This is a genomic window from Streptomyces sp. NPDC021749 (assembly GCF_040640655.1).
Taxonomy (GTDB): Bacteria; Actinomycetota; Actinomycetes; order Streptomycetales; family Streptomycetaceae; genus Streptomyces.
Genome location: NZ_JBFACE010000025.1, coordinates 63630 through 82057 on the forward strand (window position 1 = coordinate 63630; position 18428 = coordinate 82057).

An 18428-nucleotide genomic window follows, 5' to 3' on the forward strand; every position below is an offset into this window, starting at 1 on the left:
CGATCGATCCTGACCCGGGCCGTCGTCCGGGCTTCGCGAAGTCTCCGGCCGCCCGGCCCCCGGCGGCATCGTCGAGGATCAGGAACCTTCCCGCCGCTCTTCCTCTCCCCGTAGCAAAGCCCGGATGCCGCTGTTGAGGAGGCGCTGCATCTTCAGGCCCAAATGCAGGGTCAACCGGTCACGGCCGTTCTTCAGGTCCCACCCGGTCCGGTTCTCGATCTGGGCCAGCCGGTAGTAGAGCGTCGTCCGGTGAATCATCAGTTGCTCGGACGCGGCCGCGGTGTCCCCAGCGGCATCCAGGAACACCTCGGCGGTGCGGGCCAGGGAGTCCGTACGCCCCCCGGTGCTGAGATCGGCGATCTGCGGCGGTACCACCAGTTCCGGAGAGGTCACCGCGGCGAGCATGAGCGGGCCGTAGACGCCGGTGTCCCGCCAGGACGTGACCGGTGCCAGCTCCGGCAGCTCGGCGGCGGCGAATGCCGCCAGCACCGCCTGCCGCCACAGATCAGGAGCTTCGTCGAGCCGGCCGGCATTGCTCAGACCGACGAAGACACCGCCTTCCGCATCCCGCTGTCGCACCTCCCGCCGTACCTCCTCGGCCCACCAGGCCGCTGCCCGTTCCACCCCCCGTCGGCCGGCGAGAAGGACCACACCGCGATCCCCCACCGCAGCCGAGAGCGCCTGGACCGACGGCTCGTCGCGGCTGCGCCGACCGGTGGCGTCCGCGATCACGGCGGCAACCTCCTCGGGGTCCGTGGACGCCTCGGCCACGATGACCACGACCTCGTCCTCCGCGCCGACCAGCCCCTCGTCGACCAGCTCACCTGCGGCGCGCGCGGAGCCCGGTCCCCCGTGCAGGAGGCCGGTCACCAGGGTCCGGCGCCGCTGCTCCTCCTCGGTCATCCGCAGCGACCGCTCCCGGAGTCGCGCCGTCAACTGGACCACGCAATCGCCCACCACCTCATCGAAGCGCTCCGCGTGCGCGTCGATCAGCCACAGGTAACCGAGCAGCCTCCCGTGATCACGAATGGGATAGCACCGCCGGTCCCGCAGCCCGAGAGACGGATTGGCGGGGATCGACCGGGGTGTGGCCGAGGTGGCGATGCCGAAGCCGTTGAGGTACGCGGCGACGGGCGCAGGCAGCCGCCGGGACAACACCACGTCGATACGGAGCTGGTCCTCGTCCCCGTAGTGACGGCTGCACACGACGAGGCTGCCGCGCTCATCGTCCACGGCGACCGAATGCCGGATGCGGGCGGCGAGCGAGTCGACCAGCTGCTGGATCGCATCGATGTAGGGCAGGACCACGGTGACTCCCGCTAGGGCTGAACGTCGTACGCAGGTGCAACGTAGCCCGGGCCACGGTACTGCGCGCGCAGGGGGCCGGTGCCTGCGCACCCCGCCACGGATCACCGGCGCGTCCCCGGCGCTCTCCGCGACGGTCAGGGACTCTCGTCCTCGCGGGTGTGGCGGTGCATTGGTGCCCTGTTGCCCAGCTCCTCCGCCCTCGCTCCTTCGGCCTTGGCCCGTTCCCACGCCCCAAGGTGAGGGATCGGCGTCCGGCCGGACGGATCGGCCCGGTCCGCCGACTTGCGGAGCAGATCAGCCTCGGACACCACGCCCCTCGGACGGCCTCTGCCGCACCCACCTGGTGTGAGGTCGGTGGGCGCATGCCGTCGGCGTGACGCTGTGCCACGTTGGAAGCAGGGGGACACCGACCGAGCCACCGGCCACCGGACTTCCGGCTGCGTGCGAGCCGGGCGGGGAGCCGCGATTCTGGAAGCAGCGGCAAGCTCCGGAAGGACAAGCGATGGCCTGGGAGAGGATCCGTAAGGACGCGACGCCGGGCGTGGCCCCCAATCTCGCCGATTACGAGCGGGCCCGGACGGATTTCACCTGGTCACGGGCGCATGTCGAGCTTGACGGACTGCCTGGCGCGCGGGGGCTGAACATCGCGTACGAGGCCGTCGACCGGCATACGGGTCCCGATCACGGCCGCAAGATCGCCCTGCGATGCATCGGGCGCGACGATGCGGTGACGACCGTCACCTACGCAGAGCTCGCCCGCCGTACGGCCCGCTTCGCGAATGTGCTGCGGTCGCTGGGTGTCGGGCCCGGCGACACGGTGTGCACGCTGCTCGGCCGCTGTCCGGAGCTCTACACGGCGGCGCTGGGCACGCTGAAGAACAGGAGTGTGCTCTGCCCGCTGTTCTCCGCCTTCGGCCCCGACCCGGTCGAGCAGCGCCTCAGGCTCGGCGACGCGCGGGTGCTGGTCACCACAGCGGCCCTCTACCGGCGCAAGGTCGCCGAACGCAGGCCGTCGCTCCCCGGACTCGCGCACGTGCTCATCGTCGGCCCCGGTGCCGACGACCTGCCCGGCACGCTGTCGTTCGACGCGCTGACCGCAACTGCTTCCGGGCACTTCACCATCCCGCCGACCTCTCCCGAGGACCATGCGCTGCTGCATTTCACCAGCGGCACCACCGGTGCTCCCAAGGGCGCGATCCACGTGCACGAGGCGGTCGTCGCGCACCACGCCACGGCGGCGTACGCACTGGATCTGCATCCCGAGGACGTGTACTGGTGCACCGCCGATCCCGGCTGGGTCACCGGCATGTCGTACGGCATCATCGCCCCGCTGGTCCACGGGGTGACGCTCGTGGTCGACGAGGGGGACTACGACGCCCGACGCTGGTACCGGATCCTCGACGAGCAGCGCGTCAGCGTCTGGTACACCGCGCCCACGGCGCTGCGCATGCTGATGCGTACCACTCCCCGGCACGGGAGCCATGAACTGCCCGCCACCCATGACCTGTCACGGCTGCGCTTCATCGCGTCCGTTGGCGAGCCCCTCAACCCCGAGGCCGTGGTGTGGGGTCAGGAGGTGCTGGGCCTTCCCGTCCACGACAACTGGTGGCAGACCGAGACCGGTTGCATCATGATCGCCAACTACGCCGCGTGCGAGATCCGGCCCGGCTCGATGGGCCGGCCATTGCCGGGAATCGAGGCGACGGTGCTTCAGCGCGGCGAGGACGGACGGGCACTGATCACCGATGGCAGGGTGACGGAGGTCCAAGAGCCGGGTGTCGAGGGAGAGTTGGCGTTGCGGCCCGGCTGGCCGTCCATGTTCCGCGGCTATCTGAACGACCGGGAGCGTTACGAGGCCGCGTTCGCCGACGGCTGGTACCTGACCGGGGACCTGGCCAGGCGGGACGAGGACGGGTGGTACTGGTTCGTGGGGCGTGCCGACGACGTCATCAAGTCGGCCGGGCACCTGGTCGGCCCGTTCGAAGTGGAAAGCGCGTTGATGGAGCACCCGGCGGTCGCCGAGGCCGGGGTGATCGGACGGCCCGACCCGGTGGCCGGGAACGTCGTCAAGGCGTTCGTGTCGCTGCACGCCGATGCCGAACCCACGCCGGCGATGGAGCGCGAGTTGCTGGCCTTCGCCCGCCGTCGGCTGGGCCCCGCCGTCGCACCCCGCGAAATCGCCTTCGACCAGAACCTGCCGAAGACGCGCAGCGGGAAGGTCATGCGCCGGCTGCTGCGCGCCCGTGAACTCGGATTGCCCACCGGTGACCTGTCCACTCTGGAGGGATCGGTATGAGCCCTGCCCGCGGCACCCGCAGACGGACGACCGCCACCACCGCCAAGCGCACCGTCACGGCGAGCGCCGGCCGGACCACGGTGGGTTCGGCGGCCACCGGAGCCTCGACGGCGCCCGCCGCCGACCGGACGAGGGCCGAGCACCGTCGTCGGCTGCTCTACGCCATGCTGCGGATCCGGCGTTTCGAGGAGCGCTGTGTGGAGTTGTACAGCGCCGCCAAGATACGTGGTTTCGTCCACCTCTACATCGGGGAGGAGGCCGTCGCCGTCGGCGTCAACGAAGCACTGACACCTGAGGACGCGGTGGTCGCCACGTACCGCGAACACGGCCACGCGCTCGCCCGGGGCATCCCGGCCGAGGCTGTGATGGCCGAGATGTACGGCAAGGCGACCGGATGCAGCGGGGGCCGTGGCGGATCCATGCACCTCTTCGATGCCGGACGCCGCTTCTACGGCGGCAACGCGATCGTCGCCGGCGGGCTCCCGCTGGCCGCGGGGCTCGCGCTCGCCGCGCGCATGCGCGAGCAGGCCCAGGTCACCTGCTGTTTCTTCGGGGACGGCGCCTATGCCGAGGGGGAGTTCCACGAGACGGCGAACCTGGCCGCCCTGTGGCAGCTGCCGGTGCTGTTCGTCTGCGAGAACAACCTCTACGCCATGGGGACGGCCATCGAGCGGCACGAGGCGCAGACCGACCTGGCGCTGCGCGCCGCCTCGTACGGGATGGCGGCATGGGCGGTGGACGGTATGGACGTCGAGGCCGTGGAACGCGCGGCCCGCCGGGCCGCCGAGAGCATCCGGGGCGGGGGCGGACCGCACTTCCTCGAAATGCGCACCTACCGATTCCGCGCCCACTCCATGTACGACCCGGACCGCTACCGCGACAAGGCGGAGATCGAGGAGTGGAAGGCCCAGGACCCGCTCGGCCGGCTGAGGGACCGTATGCGTGACGAGGACGAGCGGGGCGAACAGGAGGACCTGGCCGGCATCGAACACCGGGTCACCCAGGAGATAGAGGCCGCTGTCGCGGCGGCCGAGCAAGCCCCCGAGGAGCCGGTCGACGACCTGCTGCGCCATGTCACCAGCGCTACCGGGGGGAGGACGTGACCATGGGTGCCCGTCAGCCGGAAGGGCGCACCACCACATACCGGGAGGCGATGCGCGAGGCTCTCCGTGAGGCACTGCGCGCCGACGACCGGGTCTTCCTGATGGGCGAGGACGTGGGCCGCTACGGGGGCTGCTTCGGTGTGAGCCTCGGTCTGCTGGAGGAGTTCGGACCGGAACGCATCCGTGACACCCCGCTGTCGGAGTCGGCGTTCGTGGGCGCGGGCATCGGCGCCGCGCTGTCCGGGATGCGACCGATCGTCGAGATCATGACCGTCAACTTCAGCCTGCTCGCCCTCGACCAGATCGTCAACAACGCCGCCACCCTGCTCCACATGTCGGGTGGCCAGCTGCCCGTCCCCCTCGTCATCCGGATGACCACGGGGGCCGGCCGGCAACTCGCCGCGCAGCATTCGCACAGTCTGGAAGGGTGGTACGCGCACATCCCGGGCATCCGCGTCCTCGCCCCGGCGACCGTTGCCGACGCCCGCTACATGTTGGCCCCGGCGCTGGCCGACCCCGACCCGGTGCTGATCTTCGAGCACGGCAGCCTCTACAACGCCGACGGCGAACTGCCGCGGCCCGAACCCCCGTTGGACCTCGACCACGCCGCGGTCCGGAGGCAGGGCACGGACATCTCCCTGATCACGTACGGTGGTTCGCTTCCGAAGGCGCTCGCAGCGGCGGACGAACTCGCGGCCGAGGGCATCAGTGCCGAGGTCGTCGACCTGCGGACGCTGAGACCGCTCGACGGCGAGGCCATCGCCGCCTCGGTGGCCCGGACGCACCGAGCGGTGGTCATCGACGAGGCATGGCGCAGCGGCAGCCTCGCCGCGGAGGTGTCGGCGCGGATCGCCGAAGGGTCGCTCTACGAGCTGGACGCACCGGTGGAGCGGGTGTGCAGTGCGGAGGTCCCCATCCCGTACGCCCGGTTGCTCGAACAGGCCGCCCTGCCGCAGAGCGCCGACGTCGTCGCGGCCGCGCATCGGGCGGTGGACTGACGATGGCCGAGTTCACGATGCCGTCTTTGGGTGCCGACATGGACGAGGGGACGCTGCAGGAGTGGCTGGTGCGGGCCGGTGACCAGGTCCGCAGAGGGGATCCGGTCGCGGTAGTGGAGACCGCGAAGTCCGCGATCGAGGTGGAGTGCTTCGAGGCGGGCAGGGTCGGGCGGTTGCTCGTGGAGCCCGGTACGACCGTGCCGGTCGGGACACCGCTCGCGTTGATCGAACCGGTGGGGGAGGCCGGGCCGGCGGGGGAGGCGGGGCCGGTGCGGGAGGCCGGGCGGCCCGAGCCGGAGGCGGGCGCGGAACGGCAAGAACGCTGGACGGCGGAGGAGGCACGGCCCGCATCGCGGGCGAGGCCGAAACGGGCTCCGGCCGCCCGGCCGGAGCCGGGCGCGCCGGCTGCCGCCGCGGTTCCGGCCACTGGCCGGGCCGAGCCCCCGGCCCCGACCCGCCACGACGGCGCCCACGGCGAACCGGGCCCCTTGATCCGGCACCTCGCGGAACGGTCCGGGGTCGATCTGAACGCCCTCCACGGATCCGGACAGGGCGGGCGTGTCACCCGTGCCGATGTCGAACGGGCCGCCGCGGCCTCCCGGCTGCCCGCCCGCATCACCCCCTTCGCCCGGCGGCTGGCCCACGAGCTGGGCGTCGACCTGTCCACGGTGACGGGCACCGGCAAGGACGGGGCCGTCCACGCCGCGGATGTGCGCGCGGCGGCACCCGGCCCGAGCGTGCCCGCCGAACCGCGGCCAGCGGACGAGGCACCGGCCCGCCCCGCCCGGCCTGGCCGGAACCGTCGGCCGGCGGGGATGCGGGAGGCGATCGCGGGCCTGATGAGCCGTGCGAACCGGGAGATCCCGCACTACTACCTGTCCACGACGGTCGACATGTCGGCCGCGCTGGACTGGATGCACGAGCACAACCGCCGCTGCCCGGTCGGCGAACGGCTCCTTCCCGCGGCCCTGTTGCTCAAGGCCGTGGCCCGAGCGGCCACGGAAGTTCCCGAGCTCAACGGCTACTGGGCCGGCGGCCACTTCACCGGCGGCGAGGGGGTGCACCTGGGCGTGGCCGTATCGCTGCGCGGCGGCGGACTGGTCGCCCCCGTGCTGCACGAGGCCGATGCCCTCGAACTCCCGCAGCTGATGGCCGGTATGAGGGACCTGGTCACGCGCGCCCGAACGGGCAGGCTGCGGGGTACCGAGGTGTCCGGCCCCACCATCACCGTCACCAACCTGGGTGACCAGGGGGTGGAAGCCGTACTCGGCGTCATCTACCCACCGCAGGTGGCCCTGGTGGGCTTCGGCCGCATCGTCGAACGGCCGTGGGCGGTCGACGGCCTCCTCGGTGTGCGGCCCGTGGTGACGGCCAGCCTGTCCGCGGACCATCGAGCCACCGACGGAGCGGTCGGGGCCCGCTTTCTCACCACGGTTGACCGCCTCTTGCAGAACCCGGAGGAACTATGACGCGCGAAGAAGCACTCGACATGGTGAAGGAATCGCTGGCCGAGATCGTTCCGGACGCCGACTTCACCGCCCTGGGGCCCGACGACACTTTCCGGGACGCTCTGGAACTCGACTCGCTCGACTTCCTGACATTCATCGAGATCCTCGGCAAACGGGCCGGGATGCGGATCGAGGACGAGGACACCCCCCACCTCACCACGCTGACGAGCAGCGCCGACTTCCTCGTGGCCCGTACCGGGTGACGCACCGGGGCCCGAGCGCCACCACCAGGACCGGGCCCCGGCCGGCCGGGACACCTACGGTGTGCTCCGGTGCCCCGTGGCTTGAGGAGGAAGGCCGCCAGCGCCAGGGCGAGCGGCAGCAGGCTCACGGTCACCATGAGCACCACCAGGCCGGTGAGGAGAGCGGGGCGGGGGGCTTCCCCACCAGGTGGCCGGTGAGGATGACGGCACCCGCGACCGCCGGCGTCCCGGGCAGGAACAGCAGGCCGATCGTGCGCGGCGGCGGCCCGGGCGATCGGCGTCCCCGCACCGCCGCTGGCCGGACACCCGCATGGCGTCCGCCGGCCAGCTTGGACCAGGTGTCCCGGAGCGGGGGCCCATTGGCCCTCCACGCCCGGCCCGGCCCGGGTCACTCTGGAATTACGCGCCGGCGGCGCCAGATGCCGGGAGTCCTTCCGGCCCTCGGAACCACCGGGCGGCACCGCCCCCGGCGCCGGCCGCCAGGGACCCGCCCTCCCTGCGAGAACGCCGTCACCACCGGGAGCGCTGCCCGTCTGGGGAAGGAGAGATCGCCATGTGCTCGCACCCCTCCCACGAACCGGCCAACGGCCCGGGCCAGGACGCCCCGGCCCGCAGCGACGACGAACGGCTGAGCCGGCTGGAGACGCAGGTCCAGACGCTGGCCGAAGCCGTCCGAACCCTTGCCCAGGGCCTGGAGAACATCCCCACCCAGGACCCGTCTGGGGACGAACCGGCCCGCGGCGCCCGGATGGCGCATGAGCTGCTGCTCTCGCGGGGCCTGTAGGCGTGCGACGCAGCAGGGCGCTCCGCCGTGCCCCGGAACCCGGGGTGCGGGGGCCGGCGGACTCCCGGCGCTGCCCGATCGCATGCCGCGCCGCATGGTTCCGCACCGGTCCACCGCTCCGGAAAGGCAGCGCCACACATGCTGATCAAGGACCTCATGACCAGGCCACCGGCCGGCGTGTCCCAGGACGCCACGTTGGAGGAGGCCGCCCGGCACATGGCTGAGGCCCGGGTGGGCGCCCTGCCCGTGGTCGAGGACGAGCACGTGGTCGGCATGATCACCGACCGGGACCTGGTCGTACGGGCGATGGCCCGGGGGGTGTCACCGAATCTCCGGGTCGAGGCATTGATGTCGACCGATCCGGTCACCGTGGAGGCCGACACCCCTGTGCCCGCCGCGCTGTACGCGATGCGTTCGATCGACGCCCGTCACCTGCCCGTCGTCGACCACGGGCGCCTGGTCGGCGTGATCTCCTTCGACGACCTGTTCTGCTTCCTCACCGGACAGCTGAGTGTGCTGGCCGAGGTGGTGAACGCCACCCGCAGCACTCCGGATCCGCTCCACCGGCGCCGGAACCGCCCCGCGGCTCCATGATCCGGCGTATCCGGCTGCCGGCCGCCCCCGGGTGAGCACGCGCACGCGCGGATCGATCACCGCGGCCGGGTCACTGGCCGTGATACAGCCGGTCGATATCGACCAGGACGACCTCGCCCCTGGCCTCGGCCGCGCGGAGCTCCGAACTGAAGCCGAGCCCGCTGTAGCAAGCAGGCACGGTCTGCTGGGTGTACTCCCCGGAAGCGGCGAGGAGGGACACGATGTGGCGCAGCCGCTCCAGATGGTGGACGTCCATGGTCTCGTTCCAGCGGGCGAGCCCGACCGAGAGCAGGGTTCCCGGCGCGCCCTCGACCGACCCCCGGACCACCACGTCGGCATCGCACCGGGTGCGCCGACCGGGGTCGGTGAGGCTGCCGCGCAGGGCCGCCCGCGGCTCGCCGCCGAAGGTCTCCCAGGCCGCGTGGTGCATGGCCCACTCCCGGCACAGCTGGGCGAAGTGCGGTGCGGCGACCACTGAGTCGAAGGTGGCGCGGACCCGGTGCCACACGCCGGCGGCGTCCTCCTGCTCGCACCTTGCCCGGTGCGGCCAGGCGACGGCGTGCTCGAAGGCCAGTAGTGGTTCCGCGATGCGGTAGCGCGTCAGCCCGGGGCGGAACGCGTCGGGCTCCCCGTACAGCAGCTGTTGGTTGCTCATAACCGAAATGACATGGGATACATCGCCCAGTGAAGCCCCGATGCGGTCGGCGATGCCGCCGGGAGTGGACCGGCCCCCGGCGATCGCGACCAGCACCGAGTGGCACAGGGCCCGGTCGGCGTGGTCCGCCTCGTTCTCCAGCAGATAGCGCGCCTCCCAGAACAACGGCACCCGCGGGCTGAGAACGGTCCGGCACACCCAGGCGTCGAAGTCGTCCGGACCGGACGGTACGTCGTCACACACCAGATCGCCGCGGTAAGCCGGTGTGCCGCCCACGACGGCGTGCACCTGCACGGCGAGCCGGGGGGACTCGATCCCCCAGAATCGGGCTGCCCGGCGAAATCCGAAGGGCAGCACCACGAGTTCCAGCGAGGTGAGACCGCGGAGCGGGGACGGACCGGAGAACAGCCTTTTCATGACGGCCGCGCTGCCTCCGCTGAGGACCAGGCGGGTGCGGTTGTCGCGGCCCTCCTGGTCCAGCCGGCGGTAGGCGCCGTACAGCACGGAGGGAAGCGCGGGGCTCTGGCCGACGAGGTCGGGGAAGTCGTCGATCACGACGGTGGCCGGCTGGCCGCCACCCAGGGCGAACAGCGCGTCGAGGGCCTCCTCCCAGTGGTGCCAGTGCGGCGGATGTGGTTCCCGGGTGTACTCGGCCAGACGCTCGGCGAGGCGGCCCAGCGACTCCTTCTCGGCGGCCGCCTTGCCGTCGAAGTAGAAGCCGCCGGTGCTCTGGGTCGCCGCCTCCAACAGGAAGGTCTTGCCGTGCCGGCGCTGCCCGGAGACCAGGGCGAGGGCGGCCTTGGGACGCGGGTCGCAGAGGAAGCCCATCAGATCGGCCCACTCGGATTCCCGGTCGAAGATGCGGTCGGGTTTGGCAGGGTGGGCAGTGGCGTCCGCAGGCGACACGGACCGCTCCCCTCGTTCAGTGACCATCGTGGTGCCTCACGTACACCTCTGGAGGCCGGCCCGTGCCCTGCCGGTGGGCCGTCCGGTGTAGGCCCAGGGGTCAGCCCGGACCGGACGTCTGTTGATCCGGAGGGGCGGCGGCCCAGGTGACGGCGGCGTCGAGTTCGTCGTACCCGAACCGCCGTACTTCGGCACGGACGAAGTGCTTCGCGAGTTGGGGCACCAGGGCGGCGATCTTGCTGTCGGCGGCCAACGCGATCTTCCTGACCTTGCGGTGGTGGTCGCGGACGAACCGTACGTGACGGATCATGCTGCCGATGTTCTCCCAGCCGGGGAACTCCCGCGCATGGATCACGACGCCGGCCAACTCGTCGTGGGTCCTGAGCCAGCCGTCCGCGGTCAGTGCCAGCGCGTCGAAGTCCGCCGCCCGCAACGGTCGTTCCACTTCGACCACCAGTACGCGGGACTCGGCCAGGAGGCGATGGGAAATGCCGGGTCCTTCGGGCAGTGACGCCAGCCAGTGCAGGGCATCGGCACGCTCCTGGGTGCCGAAGACGCGCACCGGGCAGGGCACCAGAAAGCTCATCATGCGGGTCGCCTCACGAATCCAGCCCACATCGGTGACCAACGCGCAGCCCTCGAACAGGCGCATGGAACCCAGGCCGACCCTGAGGTCCTCCCAGCCGGCAGCTGGGGTGAACGACCGGAACTCCGGGCCGATCTCGTACAGCAGCCTGATCCGGCGGCCCTCTCGGCGCGCGGTGTCGATGAGCGGTTCGACCACCGTCTCGTAGTCCTTCTTCGACACGGTTCCGATCGCTTTCACCGCGTCGACGCCGGCAGGTGCGTCTTCGGCTCTCTCCAGCATCTCGGTAACTTCCTGTGCGCAAGGTGTGACGGCCGCCCGGACGGCGGCCGGTACGTGGCACAGCGAGAGGGACGCGGCATCCGCTTCCCGCCCGAAGCCCGTACAGGAATTCTCCCTCTTCGCCGTGAATATCTCACTCGGGCGGCGCTCTGGCCGGAGCGGAGGCCTCGGACTGCTCGTGGTGGAGCGTCATGGCGAGCCGGGCGGCCCAGCCCACCGTCTGGGCCGATGCCGGGGCACAACATGTGCGGGGTGCCCTGGGCGGCCCGTACCGGACCTGTTCGCCCGATCATGGGACTACCGCCGGCCTGGGGCATCGGCTCGGACATCCTTTTTGATCAAGGCCGCGATCCTCGACGGCCAGCTCCTGCGCTCCGGCAGCCTGACGGGCATAGGCCAGGAGGTCTATGCCCTGCTGGCCACCTGCCAGACACTCCCACCGCGACGGAACGGGATCGGACTCGGGTCGAGGGGCTGGGCCGTCAGGGCGTCAGGGCATCAAGGCGTGCAGGCAGCGACGCTGCTGGGAGACGCTCCGCTCAGTCCTCCCAGTCTTCCCATTCCTCGCCGCCTCGCATGACGCGCCAGTCCTTGAGGTCTTCCAGCGCTCTGCGAGCCAACTCGGCGTAGTGGGCCGGGCATTCCCACAGTTCACGGGCCGAGAGCGCGGTGGGAACGGGAGTGTCGGGGTGGTCCTGCGGCGCATACAGGTGGACCACCGCGCGGTACCGGTCATCGGTGCTGGCGTCCGCGGCGGACCAGGGATGCTGCGGGTGCTCGCAGGAGGCGTCCAGGTCGATGGTTGCCAGGGCGGCAGCCAAGTCGCGGGTGTAGGAAGGCGGCAGACCCTCGTATGTCTGGGCGATACCCATCCACATGCACAGGAACAAACCGATCCGCTCCTCGTCCCGCATCTGCCCGGCGAGCCAGCGGCGGGCGGACCACAAGGCGACCGGCCCGGTGTTGTCCTCCCAGGAACGGCGGATCGCCTCCTGCATGGCGACGACGTCGAGACCGCCGTCGTCCCGAACGAACCGCGCGTCAAGATGGCAGACGTCGATACCGCCGAAGACCTCCTGGTACGCCTGACGCATGCGGGTCACGGCCCGGTCGGCGAGGTCCGCGAGAAATCCCTCGCAGTCGAACGCCGTCAAGCCATCGTCGTGGAGACCGCTGGCCTCGGCGAATGCGGCCCGCCCGGCCGCGGTCAGCATGCTCACCCCGGCCTCGATCCCGTACTCCGAGTCCAGGTCGGTGGGATGGGCACCGGCCGGGCAGGCGCAGGAGGCCGGGTCCAGCGTGGCACGAAAACCGTCCAGGACCGTCGTGTACGAGGTGAACAGGGACTTGCTGAAGACGCGTGCGGAGAGGTACCAGCAGGTGGCATAGAGCAGGATCGTATAGCCGGTCCGCTCCTGGCGGCCTTCTGGAGTGTCGTTGTGGTCGAGTGCCTGCGCCGCGTCGTCGGCGAGGAGGGCGAGGGTCGATTCCGGGTCCACATAAGGGTAGTCGCTGACGATCCCGGACAGGTCGGAGACGAGTTGGCGGTGGTGGGCGGGCAGTGCGCAAGGAGCTTCAGTCACGTCCGTAACCGACGACTGGGCTGCAAGGGGCGGTTCCCGGCTCGGCTCCCGATACGGCACACCGTCACTCTCGCCCTCGATCGCCGCCCAGTCGACGGGGATCCCGAGCGGCTGCCACCCGGTCAGTTCGATCACTCGCTGAACCCACATGCCGCCACCTTTTAGCACCAGTCTTCGTGCCGACGTCCCTCACCCCCCTCGCAACTCGTCGCTCACGTCAAGATCGGCAGGTGGCACTTGCCGGTGTCTGAGGCGCCGATCAGGCAGAGCGGATTCAGTCGATGACTTGGCTGCGGCGTTCGACCAGGACCACGTCGCGCCACCGGCCGTCGTGCCGGCCGATGCGCTCGCGGGTGCCGATGACCCGGAACCCGGCCCGCTCGTGCAAGGCCAGGCCGGCGACGTTCTCGGGGAAGATGCCGGACTGGATCGTCCAGACGCCCGCCGCCTTGGTGGAGGCGATCAGCGCGGTCAGCAGGGCCGAGCCGACACCCCGGCCGCGGGCGCCGGGATGGACGTAGACGGAGTGCTCGACCACCCCGGCGTACGCGCACCGGTCGGACACCGGCACTACGGCTGCCCAGCCCACCACCGCCTCGTCGTCGAGGGCGACGAGGCGGTGCTCGGGCAGCTTGGCCACGTCGAAGGCCTCCCAGGCCGGCGCTGCGGTCTCGAAGGTGGCGTGGTGCTCGTCGATGCCGAGTTGGTAGATCGACAGCACGGCCGAGGCGTGCTCGGGCTGCATCGCGGCGACGCGGACGCCGGTGGACGTGCTCAGGGCGTCGTCTCGATGCCGAGCTCGGCGAGCAGGCCGCGGATACGCCGCTCGATCTCGTCGCGGATCGGCCGGACGGCCTGGACGCCCTGTCCGGCGGGGTCGTCCAGCTTCCAGTCCAGGTACCGCTTGCCCGGGAAGTACGGGCAGGCGTCCCCGCAGCCCATGGTGATGACTACGTCGGAGGCCTGCACCGCCTCGGAGGTGAGGACCTTCGGGGTCTCGGCGGAGATGTCGATGCCGCTCTCCTTCATGGCTTCCACCACGGCGGGGTTCACGGCATCGGCGGGGGCGGAGCCGGCCGAGCGGACCTGGACCTTGTCGCCTGCGAGGTGGGTGAGGAAGGCGGCGGCCATCTGGGACCGGCCGGCGTTGTGCACGCAGACGAACAGCACGGAGGGGGCGGCGGGAGTGCTCATGAGGACACGGTGCTTTCTTCAACAGGTCGGGCCGGGGCGGCGAGCTGCTGCCGGCCGTGCGGGACGACAACCTCGTCCCCGGTTGCGGGCTTGGGGCGGCCGAAGGTGACGACGACCAGGACCAGGCCGACGGCGGCGCCGGCGAGCTGGGCGGCAAGGAAGGGGGCCACGGAGGCGGGGGCGATGCCGGCGAAGGTGTTGGTGAAGGCACGCCCGATGGTCACCGCTGGATTGGCGAAGCTGGTGGAGGAGGTGAACCAGTAGGCGGCGCCGATGTAGGAGGCGACCGCCACCGGTGCCAGGTGCGCCCGGCCGGACCGGGCCAGCCCGAAGACCAGCCAGACCAGTCCCGCAGTGGCGACCACTTCGGCCAGCCACAGATGCCCGGCGGACCGGTCGTGCGTCGACCACTGCACCAACGGCCGGGCGAACATGACGTCGGCGAGGACTGCGCCGCCGATGGCCCCGGCGATCTGGGCGGGCACGTATGCCGCCACCTCCCGCAGACCGGGGCCGTCGGCCGTACGGCGGCCGGTGAACCAGTCGGCGAGTGTCACGACGGGGTTGAAATGCGCTCCTGAGACGGGCCCGAGCAGGGCGATGAGTACGCCCAGGCCGAAGACGGTTGCCAGGGAGTTGGCAAGCAGCCGCACGCCGACGTCGTGGGTCAGCTCGGTCGCCTGGATCCCGGAGCCGACCACCACGGCCACCAGCGCCGCCGTGCCGACGGCCTCGGCCGCTGCACGCCGCACCAGCGGCACCGAGGCGCTCACGCGGACGCCTTCGCGGGCACGGCCGGTGCCTGCAGCAGGGCGGACAGTTTCGCCAGAGCGTCGGGGAGCACCCAGTAGTACACCCAGGTCCCCCGCCGCTCGGAGCCGACCAGCCCGGCCTCGCGCAGCACCTTCAGGTGGTGGGAGATGGTCGGCTGGGAGACGTCGAACGGGCCGATCAGGTCGCACACGCACGCCTCCCCGCCCTCGTGGGAGGCGATCAGGGACAGCAGCCGCAGCCGGACGGGGTCCGACAGCGCCTTGAACATCCTCGACAGCTCGGTCGCGTCCACTTCGCTCAGCGGCTCGCGGACCACCGGGGCACAGCACGCCGTGTCCTGGCCGAGCACCGGCAGATCAGCTTGTTTCGACATCCCTCTATGTTGACGCCTGTCTATCCGGGTGGCAACCTCGCTTGTATCGACAGTGGTCGATACAGCATCGTCTCGGATGGGAGACCGCCATGTCCCGAGTCCAGCTCGCTCTGCGCGTCGCCGACCTGGAAGGCTCGATCGCCTTCTACTCCAAGCTCTTCGGCACCGAGCCCGCCAAGCGGCGCGAGGGCTACGCCAACTTCGCCGTCACCGAGCCCCCGCTGAAGCTGGTCCTCATCGAGGGCGAGGCGGGTGAGGAGACCCGCCTGGACCACCTCGGTGTCGAGGTCGCCGGCACCGAGGACGTCCAGGCCGCCACGACCCGTCTGAAGGAAGCGGGCCTGGCCACGTTCGAGGAGAACGACACCGCCTGCTGCTACGCCCTGCAGGACAAGGTGTGGGTGACCGGCCCGGGTAAGGAGCCGTGGGAGGTGTACGTGGTCAAGGCCGACGCCGGCACCCCGGCGAAGGCCGTCAGCGCCCCGGGTGACTGCTGCGGCACCACCGCCTGCTGCACTCCTGAGGAGCAGGCCGTCGACCGCTGCCAGACGCCGGCCGAGGCCAAGGCCGCTGCCGGTTGCGGATGCGGAGGCTGACCGATCCGGGATCTTTTGGCGGCTCTACCGCGCATCCCTGGTACGGGCGGGGATCGGCAGCCCGGCCGGGGCGAAGAGCATCGGTGAGGTAGGTGAAGGCAGCCGCGGGTGAGACCGCGGACCAGAGCACGCCCGGTTGTGGGCGGCGTGGAGACCGAGGGCGATGGTGGCCGCAGGGTGGTGCACGCGCTCGGCCGCGACGCCACGGGGTGTCCGACGTTTCTCACTGCTTGCGGGTGAACCACGAAGCCACGCCCTCGCGCCGACCGAGAATGGGCGATCGTGCCCCTTATTGTCGGCTCTTGTGTCGTTGAGCTGCGCTTTTGTAAACCTCAAGCCGGGCGTCGGAAAGACGACGAGTGCTGTGTGGCTGGCCCACGCGTTTCATGAGTCGGGACTGTCGCCGCTACTGGTCGACGGGGACCCGGCCGCCTCCGCGCTGCGCTGGAGCGAGCTGGCCGGGGGCTTTCCGTTTCCGGTGATCGCCCTGCCGGTGGGGGACGTCCACCGTCGCGTGAACGATTTCCTCGGCAACCGGCAGGCCGTCGTGCTCGACGCGCCTCAGCTGGAGGACCATCCCCGCATCGCCCGCAGCATCATGAGGTACGCCGGCGAGTGGATCGTGCCCGTGACCCCCGCCCCCATCGAACTGGACCGGATGGCGCCCATCCGCGGCGAGATGGCGGACGTGCAGTCCCTGCGCACCGAGCCGGCCCGCACGGCGGTCCTGCTCAATCGCACCAACCGACCCGATGCCACGCGCACCGGACCCGATGCGGACGCTCGCGAGGCACTCACCGAGCGGGGTTTCGAGGTGCTGGACACCCAGATCGCTCGGCTCGACCTGTACGCCCAGTCCTTCGGGAACCCGGTCCAGGCCAAGGGCTCGGCGTACATGGACTTCGCAGAGGAACTGATCAAGCGTCAGGATGAGGTATGAGCCAGCGCAGGGAGAGCTACCGTGCTGCATTGCGGCGCGAGCAGCACGTCTCGTCACCCCGGTCCGCCAATGTCACCACGCTGCAGAACAGATACATCCGGGTGACCGTCGAGGTCGATCCCGGCCTGCGAGGCGATCTGACGCGATGGCTGGGACGGCCGGTCTCCTCGGCCGTGTTCGCCGGCACGGCCGTCCTGCGCACCCTGGCCGTCACCGTCGGCTGTGTCTCTCGGCCCGGAGACGGGGTTGCGTCCGCCCCGCGTGAGGATCCGGATTCGGCTCGCTGACCAGTGGGCTCACACGGTAGGGCAGCCCTGCCGCAGGTAGCCCCTCGTGGGAGGAGGTGGGAAAGTTCACCGCCGACCCCAACCTGCCGGAGGGGCGGATCAAGACGATCTGCACGGTCTCGTCCCGCAACGGGCTCCAGCAGGCACTTCTCTCGTCACAACCTCACCCAGCTCCCGAGCGCGCTGTACGAGGGGACGCAGTAGCCCGGCAACCCCAGAGGATCAGCAGCCGCTCAGGCCGGCAACGCGGGGGCGGCTCTGCTGGTGATCCGGAGCCTCTGTGCGCTTCCGCTCGCGGGGGAGCACCACGCTCTGTGCGCCTCCGCTCGCGGGGAGAGCACCACGCCGCGAGTTCGACGCACGGGGGAGAGCTTCGGGTCGCCTTCGCTCACGCGGAGAGTGCGCTGCTCGTCGGGGTGAGGCTCGGGGGTTTCCGATTCACCTCCGCTCGCGCGGAGAGTGCCCTCGCGACCTGCGGTGCGAGGAGCGCTTTGCTGAGGGCCGGGGCGATGCCGCGGTTGATGCGTGGCAACCCGCCGATCCGGTCCCGTGGTGACCCTAGGCGTCGCCGCCCGGCCAAGCTGCACGCGGACGAGGGTTACGACTTGGACCACCTGCGCGGATGGCTACGGCACCGGCAGATCGTGCCGCGCATCGCCCGGCGAGGCATCGAGCCGTCCGGCCGCCTGGGCCGGCACCGCTGGGTGGTTGAGCGCACGATGTCCTGGCTGAACGGGTGCCGTCGCCTGCACCGACGCTGCGAGCGCAAGGCCGAGCACTTCCTGGCCTTCGTCGGCATCGCCAGCATGCTCATCTGCTACCGCCGATGCAGTACAGGCGCCTTGGAGGTGCTTGGCTAAGCTCCGGATCATGTGGAGACAGGCAGCGACAGCGGTCTTTCCCGGTGTGGGCTTCCGGGAACCGGCCCAGGCATCCGATCTCGTCGTGGCGGAGACGCGACTCAGGCGAACGCTGCCGGCAGAGCTTCGGCAATTGCTCCTCGAAAGCAACGGGGTGATCGGACACACTCACGTGGATACCGTCTGGCCCCTCGATCAGATCGTCGAGAGGAACCTGCTCTTCTGGTCCGACCAGACGTTCGCGCAGCTCTACATGACGTTCGACGCCCTCCTCTTCTTCGGGGACAACGGAGGCGGCGACCAGTTCGCCTTCGTGCAGAAGCCCGAGCGTCCCGACATCTTTGTCTGGGAGCACGAGAGCGACAGTCGTCGATGGGTCGCCAACAACCTGCAGGACTACCTCGGCCGTTCGCTCCGAACTGGCGGCGACGACTGGTATCAGCTGTAACGCGGCAGCTCTCCGGTCATGAGCCGACACATGCCCTGAACAACGAAGCCAACCAGCTCAGGCAACGATTTCTGACTGGAGTACTAGATGAATGATGCGAAAGATTCGGACTGCCTGCCGCGTTCGTGACCATGACGGGCGGGGCCCGGG

The 18428-nt window shown here is 70.7% G+C and carries 19 protein-coding genes and 2 pseudogenes; 12 read left to right on the forward strand and 9 right to left on the reverse strand.

Annotated elements, in window-relative coordinates:
- Positions 1–78 precede the first annotated feature (78 nt).
- Both AB0G35_RS23650 and AB0G35_RS23655 read right to left on the reverse strand, forming a co-directional pair.
- Entirely contained in the window at positions 79–1308 is a 1230-nt protein-coding gene (locus AB0G35_RS23650) for a helix-turn-helix domain-containing protein (RefSeq protein WP_360952830.1), read from the reverse strand.
- Positions 1309–1493: 185 nt separating this feature from the next.
- Positions 1494–1634 (reverse strand): annotated as a pseudogene (locus AB0G35_RS23655) (inosine-5'-monophosphate dehydrogenase); the annotation flags it as partial.
- Positions 1635–1810: 176 nt separating this feature from the next.
- On the opposite strand from AB0G35_RS23655, the gene acsA reads away from it, so the two are divergent.
- From acsA to AB0G35_RS23690, 7 genes are all read left to right on the forward strand, one after another.
- Positions 1811–3604 (forward strand): acetate--CoA ligase, encoded by a 1794-nt coding sequence (acsA, locus tag AB0G35_RS23660; RefSeq protein WP_360952833.1) that lies wholly within the window; start codon positions 1811–1813, stop codon positions 3602–3604.
- Positions 3605–3768: 164 nt separating this feature from the next.
- Positions 3769–4707, forward strand: a complete 939-nt coding sequence (pdhA, locus tag AB0G35_RS23665) for a pyruvate dehydrogenase (acetyl-transferring) E1 component subunit alpha (RefSeq protein ID WP_360952941.1) — start codon at positions 3769–3771, stop codon at positions 4705–4707.
- Between the two features lie 2 nt (positions 4708–4709).
- Complete coding sequence (locus tag AB0G35_RS23670; RefSeq protein ID WP_360952836.1) at positions 4710–5705, forward strand: alpha-ketoacid dehydrogenase subunit beta; 996 nt, start codon at positions 4710–4712, stop codon at positions 5703–5705.
- Positions 5706–5707: 2 nt separating this feature from the next.
- Positions 5708–7174, forward strand: coding sequence for a 2-oxo acid dehydrogenase subunit E2 (locus AB0G35_RS23675; protein ID WP_360952839.1), 1467 nt, complete (start codon positions 5708–5710; stop codon positions 7172–7174).
- Entirely contained in the window at positions 7171–7416 is a 246-nt protein-coding gene (locus AB0G35_RS23680) for an acyl carrier protein (protein WP_360952842.1), read from the forward strand. The genes AB0G35_RS23675 and AB0G35_RS23680 overlap by 4 nt, the downstream gene beginning before the upstream one ends.
- 553 nt (positions 7417–7969) lie before the next feature.
- The gene (locus AB0G35_RS23685) at positions 7970–8200 is read left to right on the forward strand and encodes a hypothetical protein (protein WP_360952845.1); all 231 of its coding nucleotides are present in this window, start codon (positions 7970–7972) and stop codon (positions 8198–8200) included.
- 138 nt (positions 8201–8338) lie between these two features.
- Positions 8339–8794 carry a CBS domain-containing protein gene (locus AB0G35_RS23690; RefSeq protein WP_360952848.1) on the forward strand — a complete coding sequence of 152 codons (456 nt, stop codon included), beginning with the start codon at positions 8339–8341 and terminating at the stop codon, positions 8792–8794.
- A gap of 70 nt (positions 8795–8864) precedes the next feature.
- Here AB0G35_RS23690 and AB0G35_RS23695 read toward each other — a convergent pair whose 3' ends face one another.
- The 7 genes from AB0G35_RS23695 to AB0G35_RS23725 form a co-directional block, all read right to left on the reverse strand.
- Positions 8865–10355: an ArsR family transcriptional regulator gene (locus AB0G35_RS23695; protein ID WP_360952851.1), complete on the reverse strand. Its 1491-nt coding sequence runs from the start codon at positions 10353–10355 to the stop codon at positions 8865–8867.
- A gap of 100 nt (positions 10356–10455) precedes the next feature.
- Positions 10456–11223 carry an STAS/SEC14 domain-containing protein gene (locus AB0G35_RS23700; RefSeq protein ID WP_360952854.1) on the reverse strand — a complete coding sequence of 256 codons (768 nt, stop codon included), beginning with the start codon at positions 11221–11223 and terminating at the stop codon, positions 10456–10458.
- 539 nt (positions 11224–11762) lie between these two features.
- Positions 11763–12806 (reverse strand): hypothetical protein, encoded by a 1044-nt coding sequence (locus AB0G35_RS23705; protein WP_360952857.1) that lies wholly within the window; start codon positions 12804–12806, stop codon positions 11763–11765.
- A 274-nt stretch (positions 12807–13080) separates the two neighbouring features.
- Positions 13081–13551: an N-acetyltransferase family protein gene (locus tag AB0G35_RS23710; RefSeq protein WP_360952860.1), complete on the reverse strand. Its 471-nt coding sequence runs from the start codon at positions 13549–13551 to the stop codon at positions 13081–13083.
- A gap of 29 nt (positions 13552–13580) precedes the next feature.
- Positions 13581–14000 carry an arsenate reductase ArsC gene (locus AB0G35_RS23715; RefSeq protein ID WP_360952863.1) on the reverse strand — a complete coding sequence of 140 codons (420 nt, stop codon included), beginning with the start codon at positions 13998–14000 and terminating at the stop codon, positions 13581–13583.
- The gene (locus AB0G35_RS23720) at positions 13997–14773 is read right to left on the reverse strand and encodes an aquaporin (RefSeq protein ID WP_360952866.1); all 777 of its coding nucleotides are present in this window, start codon (positions 14771–14773) and stop codon (positions 13997–13999) included. The genes AB0G35_RS23715 and AB0G35_RS23720 overlap by 4 nt, the downstream gene beginning before the upstream one ends.
- Entirely contained in the window at positions 14770–15147 is a 378-nt protein-coding gene (locus tag AB0G35_RS23725) for a metalloregulator ArsR/SmtB family transcription factor (protein WP_360952869.1), read from the reverse strand. The genes AB0G35_RS23720 and AB0G35_RS23725 overlap by 4 nt, the downstream gene beginning before the upstream one ends.
- Before the next feature lie 89 nt (positions 15148–15236).
- On the opposite strand from AB0G35_RS23725, the gene AB0G35_RS23730 reads away from it, so the two are divergent.
- The 5 genes and pseudogenes from AB0G35_RS23730 (at position 15237) to AB0G35_RS23750 (ending at position 18278) form a co-directional block, all read left to right on the forward strand.
- Entirely contained in the window at positions 15237–15743 is a 507-nt protein-coding gene (locus AB0G35_RS23730; RefSeq protein ID WP_360952872.1) for an ArsI/CadI family heavy metal resistance metalloenzyme, read from the forward strand.
- Positions 15744–15906: 163 nt separating this feature from the next.
- Positions 15907–16683, forward strand: coding sequence for a ParA family protein (locus AB0G35_RS23735; RefSeq protein WP_360952875.1), 777 nt, complete (start codon positions 15907–15909; stop codon positions 16681–16683).
- Entirely contained in the window at positions 16680–16970 is a 291-nt protein-coding gene (locus AB0G35_RS23740; protein ID WP_360952878.1) for a hypothetical protein, read from the forward strand. Before AB0G35_RS23735 ends, AB0G35_RS23740 begins: the two co-directional genes overlap by 4 nt.
- 548 nt (positions 16971–17518) lie before the next feature.
- Positions 17519–17830 (forward strand): annotated as a pseudogene (locus AB0G35_RS23745) (transposase); the annotation flags it as partial.
- 10 nt (positions 17831–17840) lie between these two features.
- The gene (locus tag AB0G35_RS23750; protein ID WP_360952881.1) at positions 17841–18278 is read left to right on the forward strand and encodes an SMI1/KNR4 family protein; all 438 of its coding nucleotides are present in this window, start codon (positions 17841–17843) and stop codon (positions 18276–18278) included.
- Positions 18279–18428 lie beyond the last annotated feature (150 nt).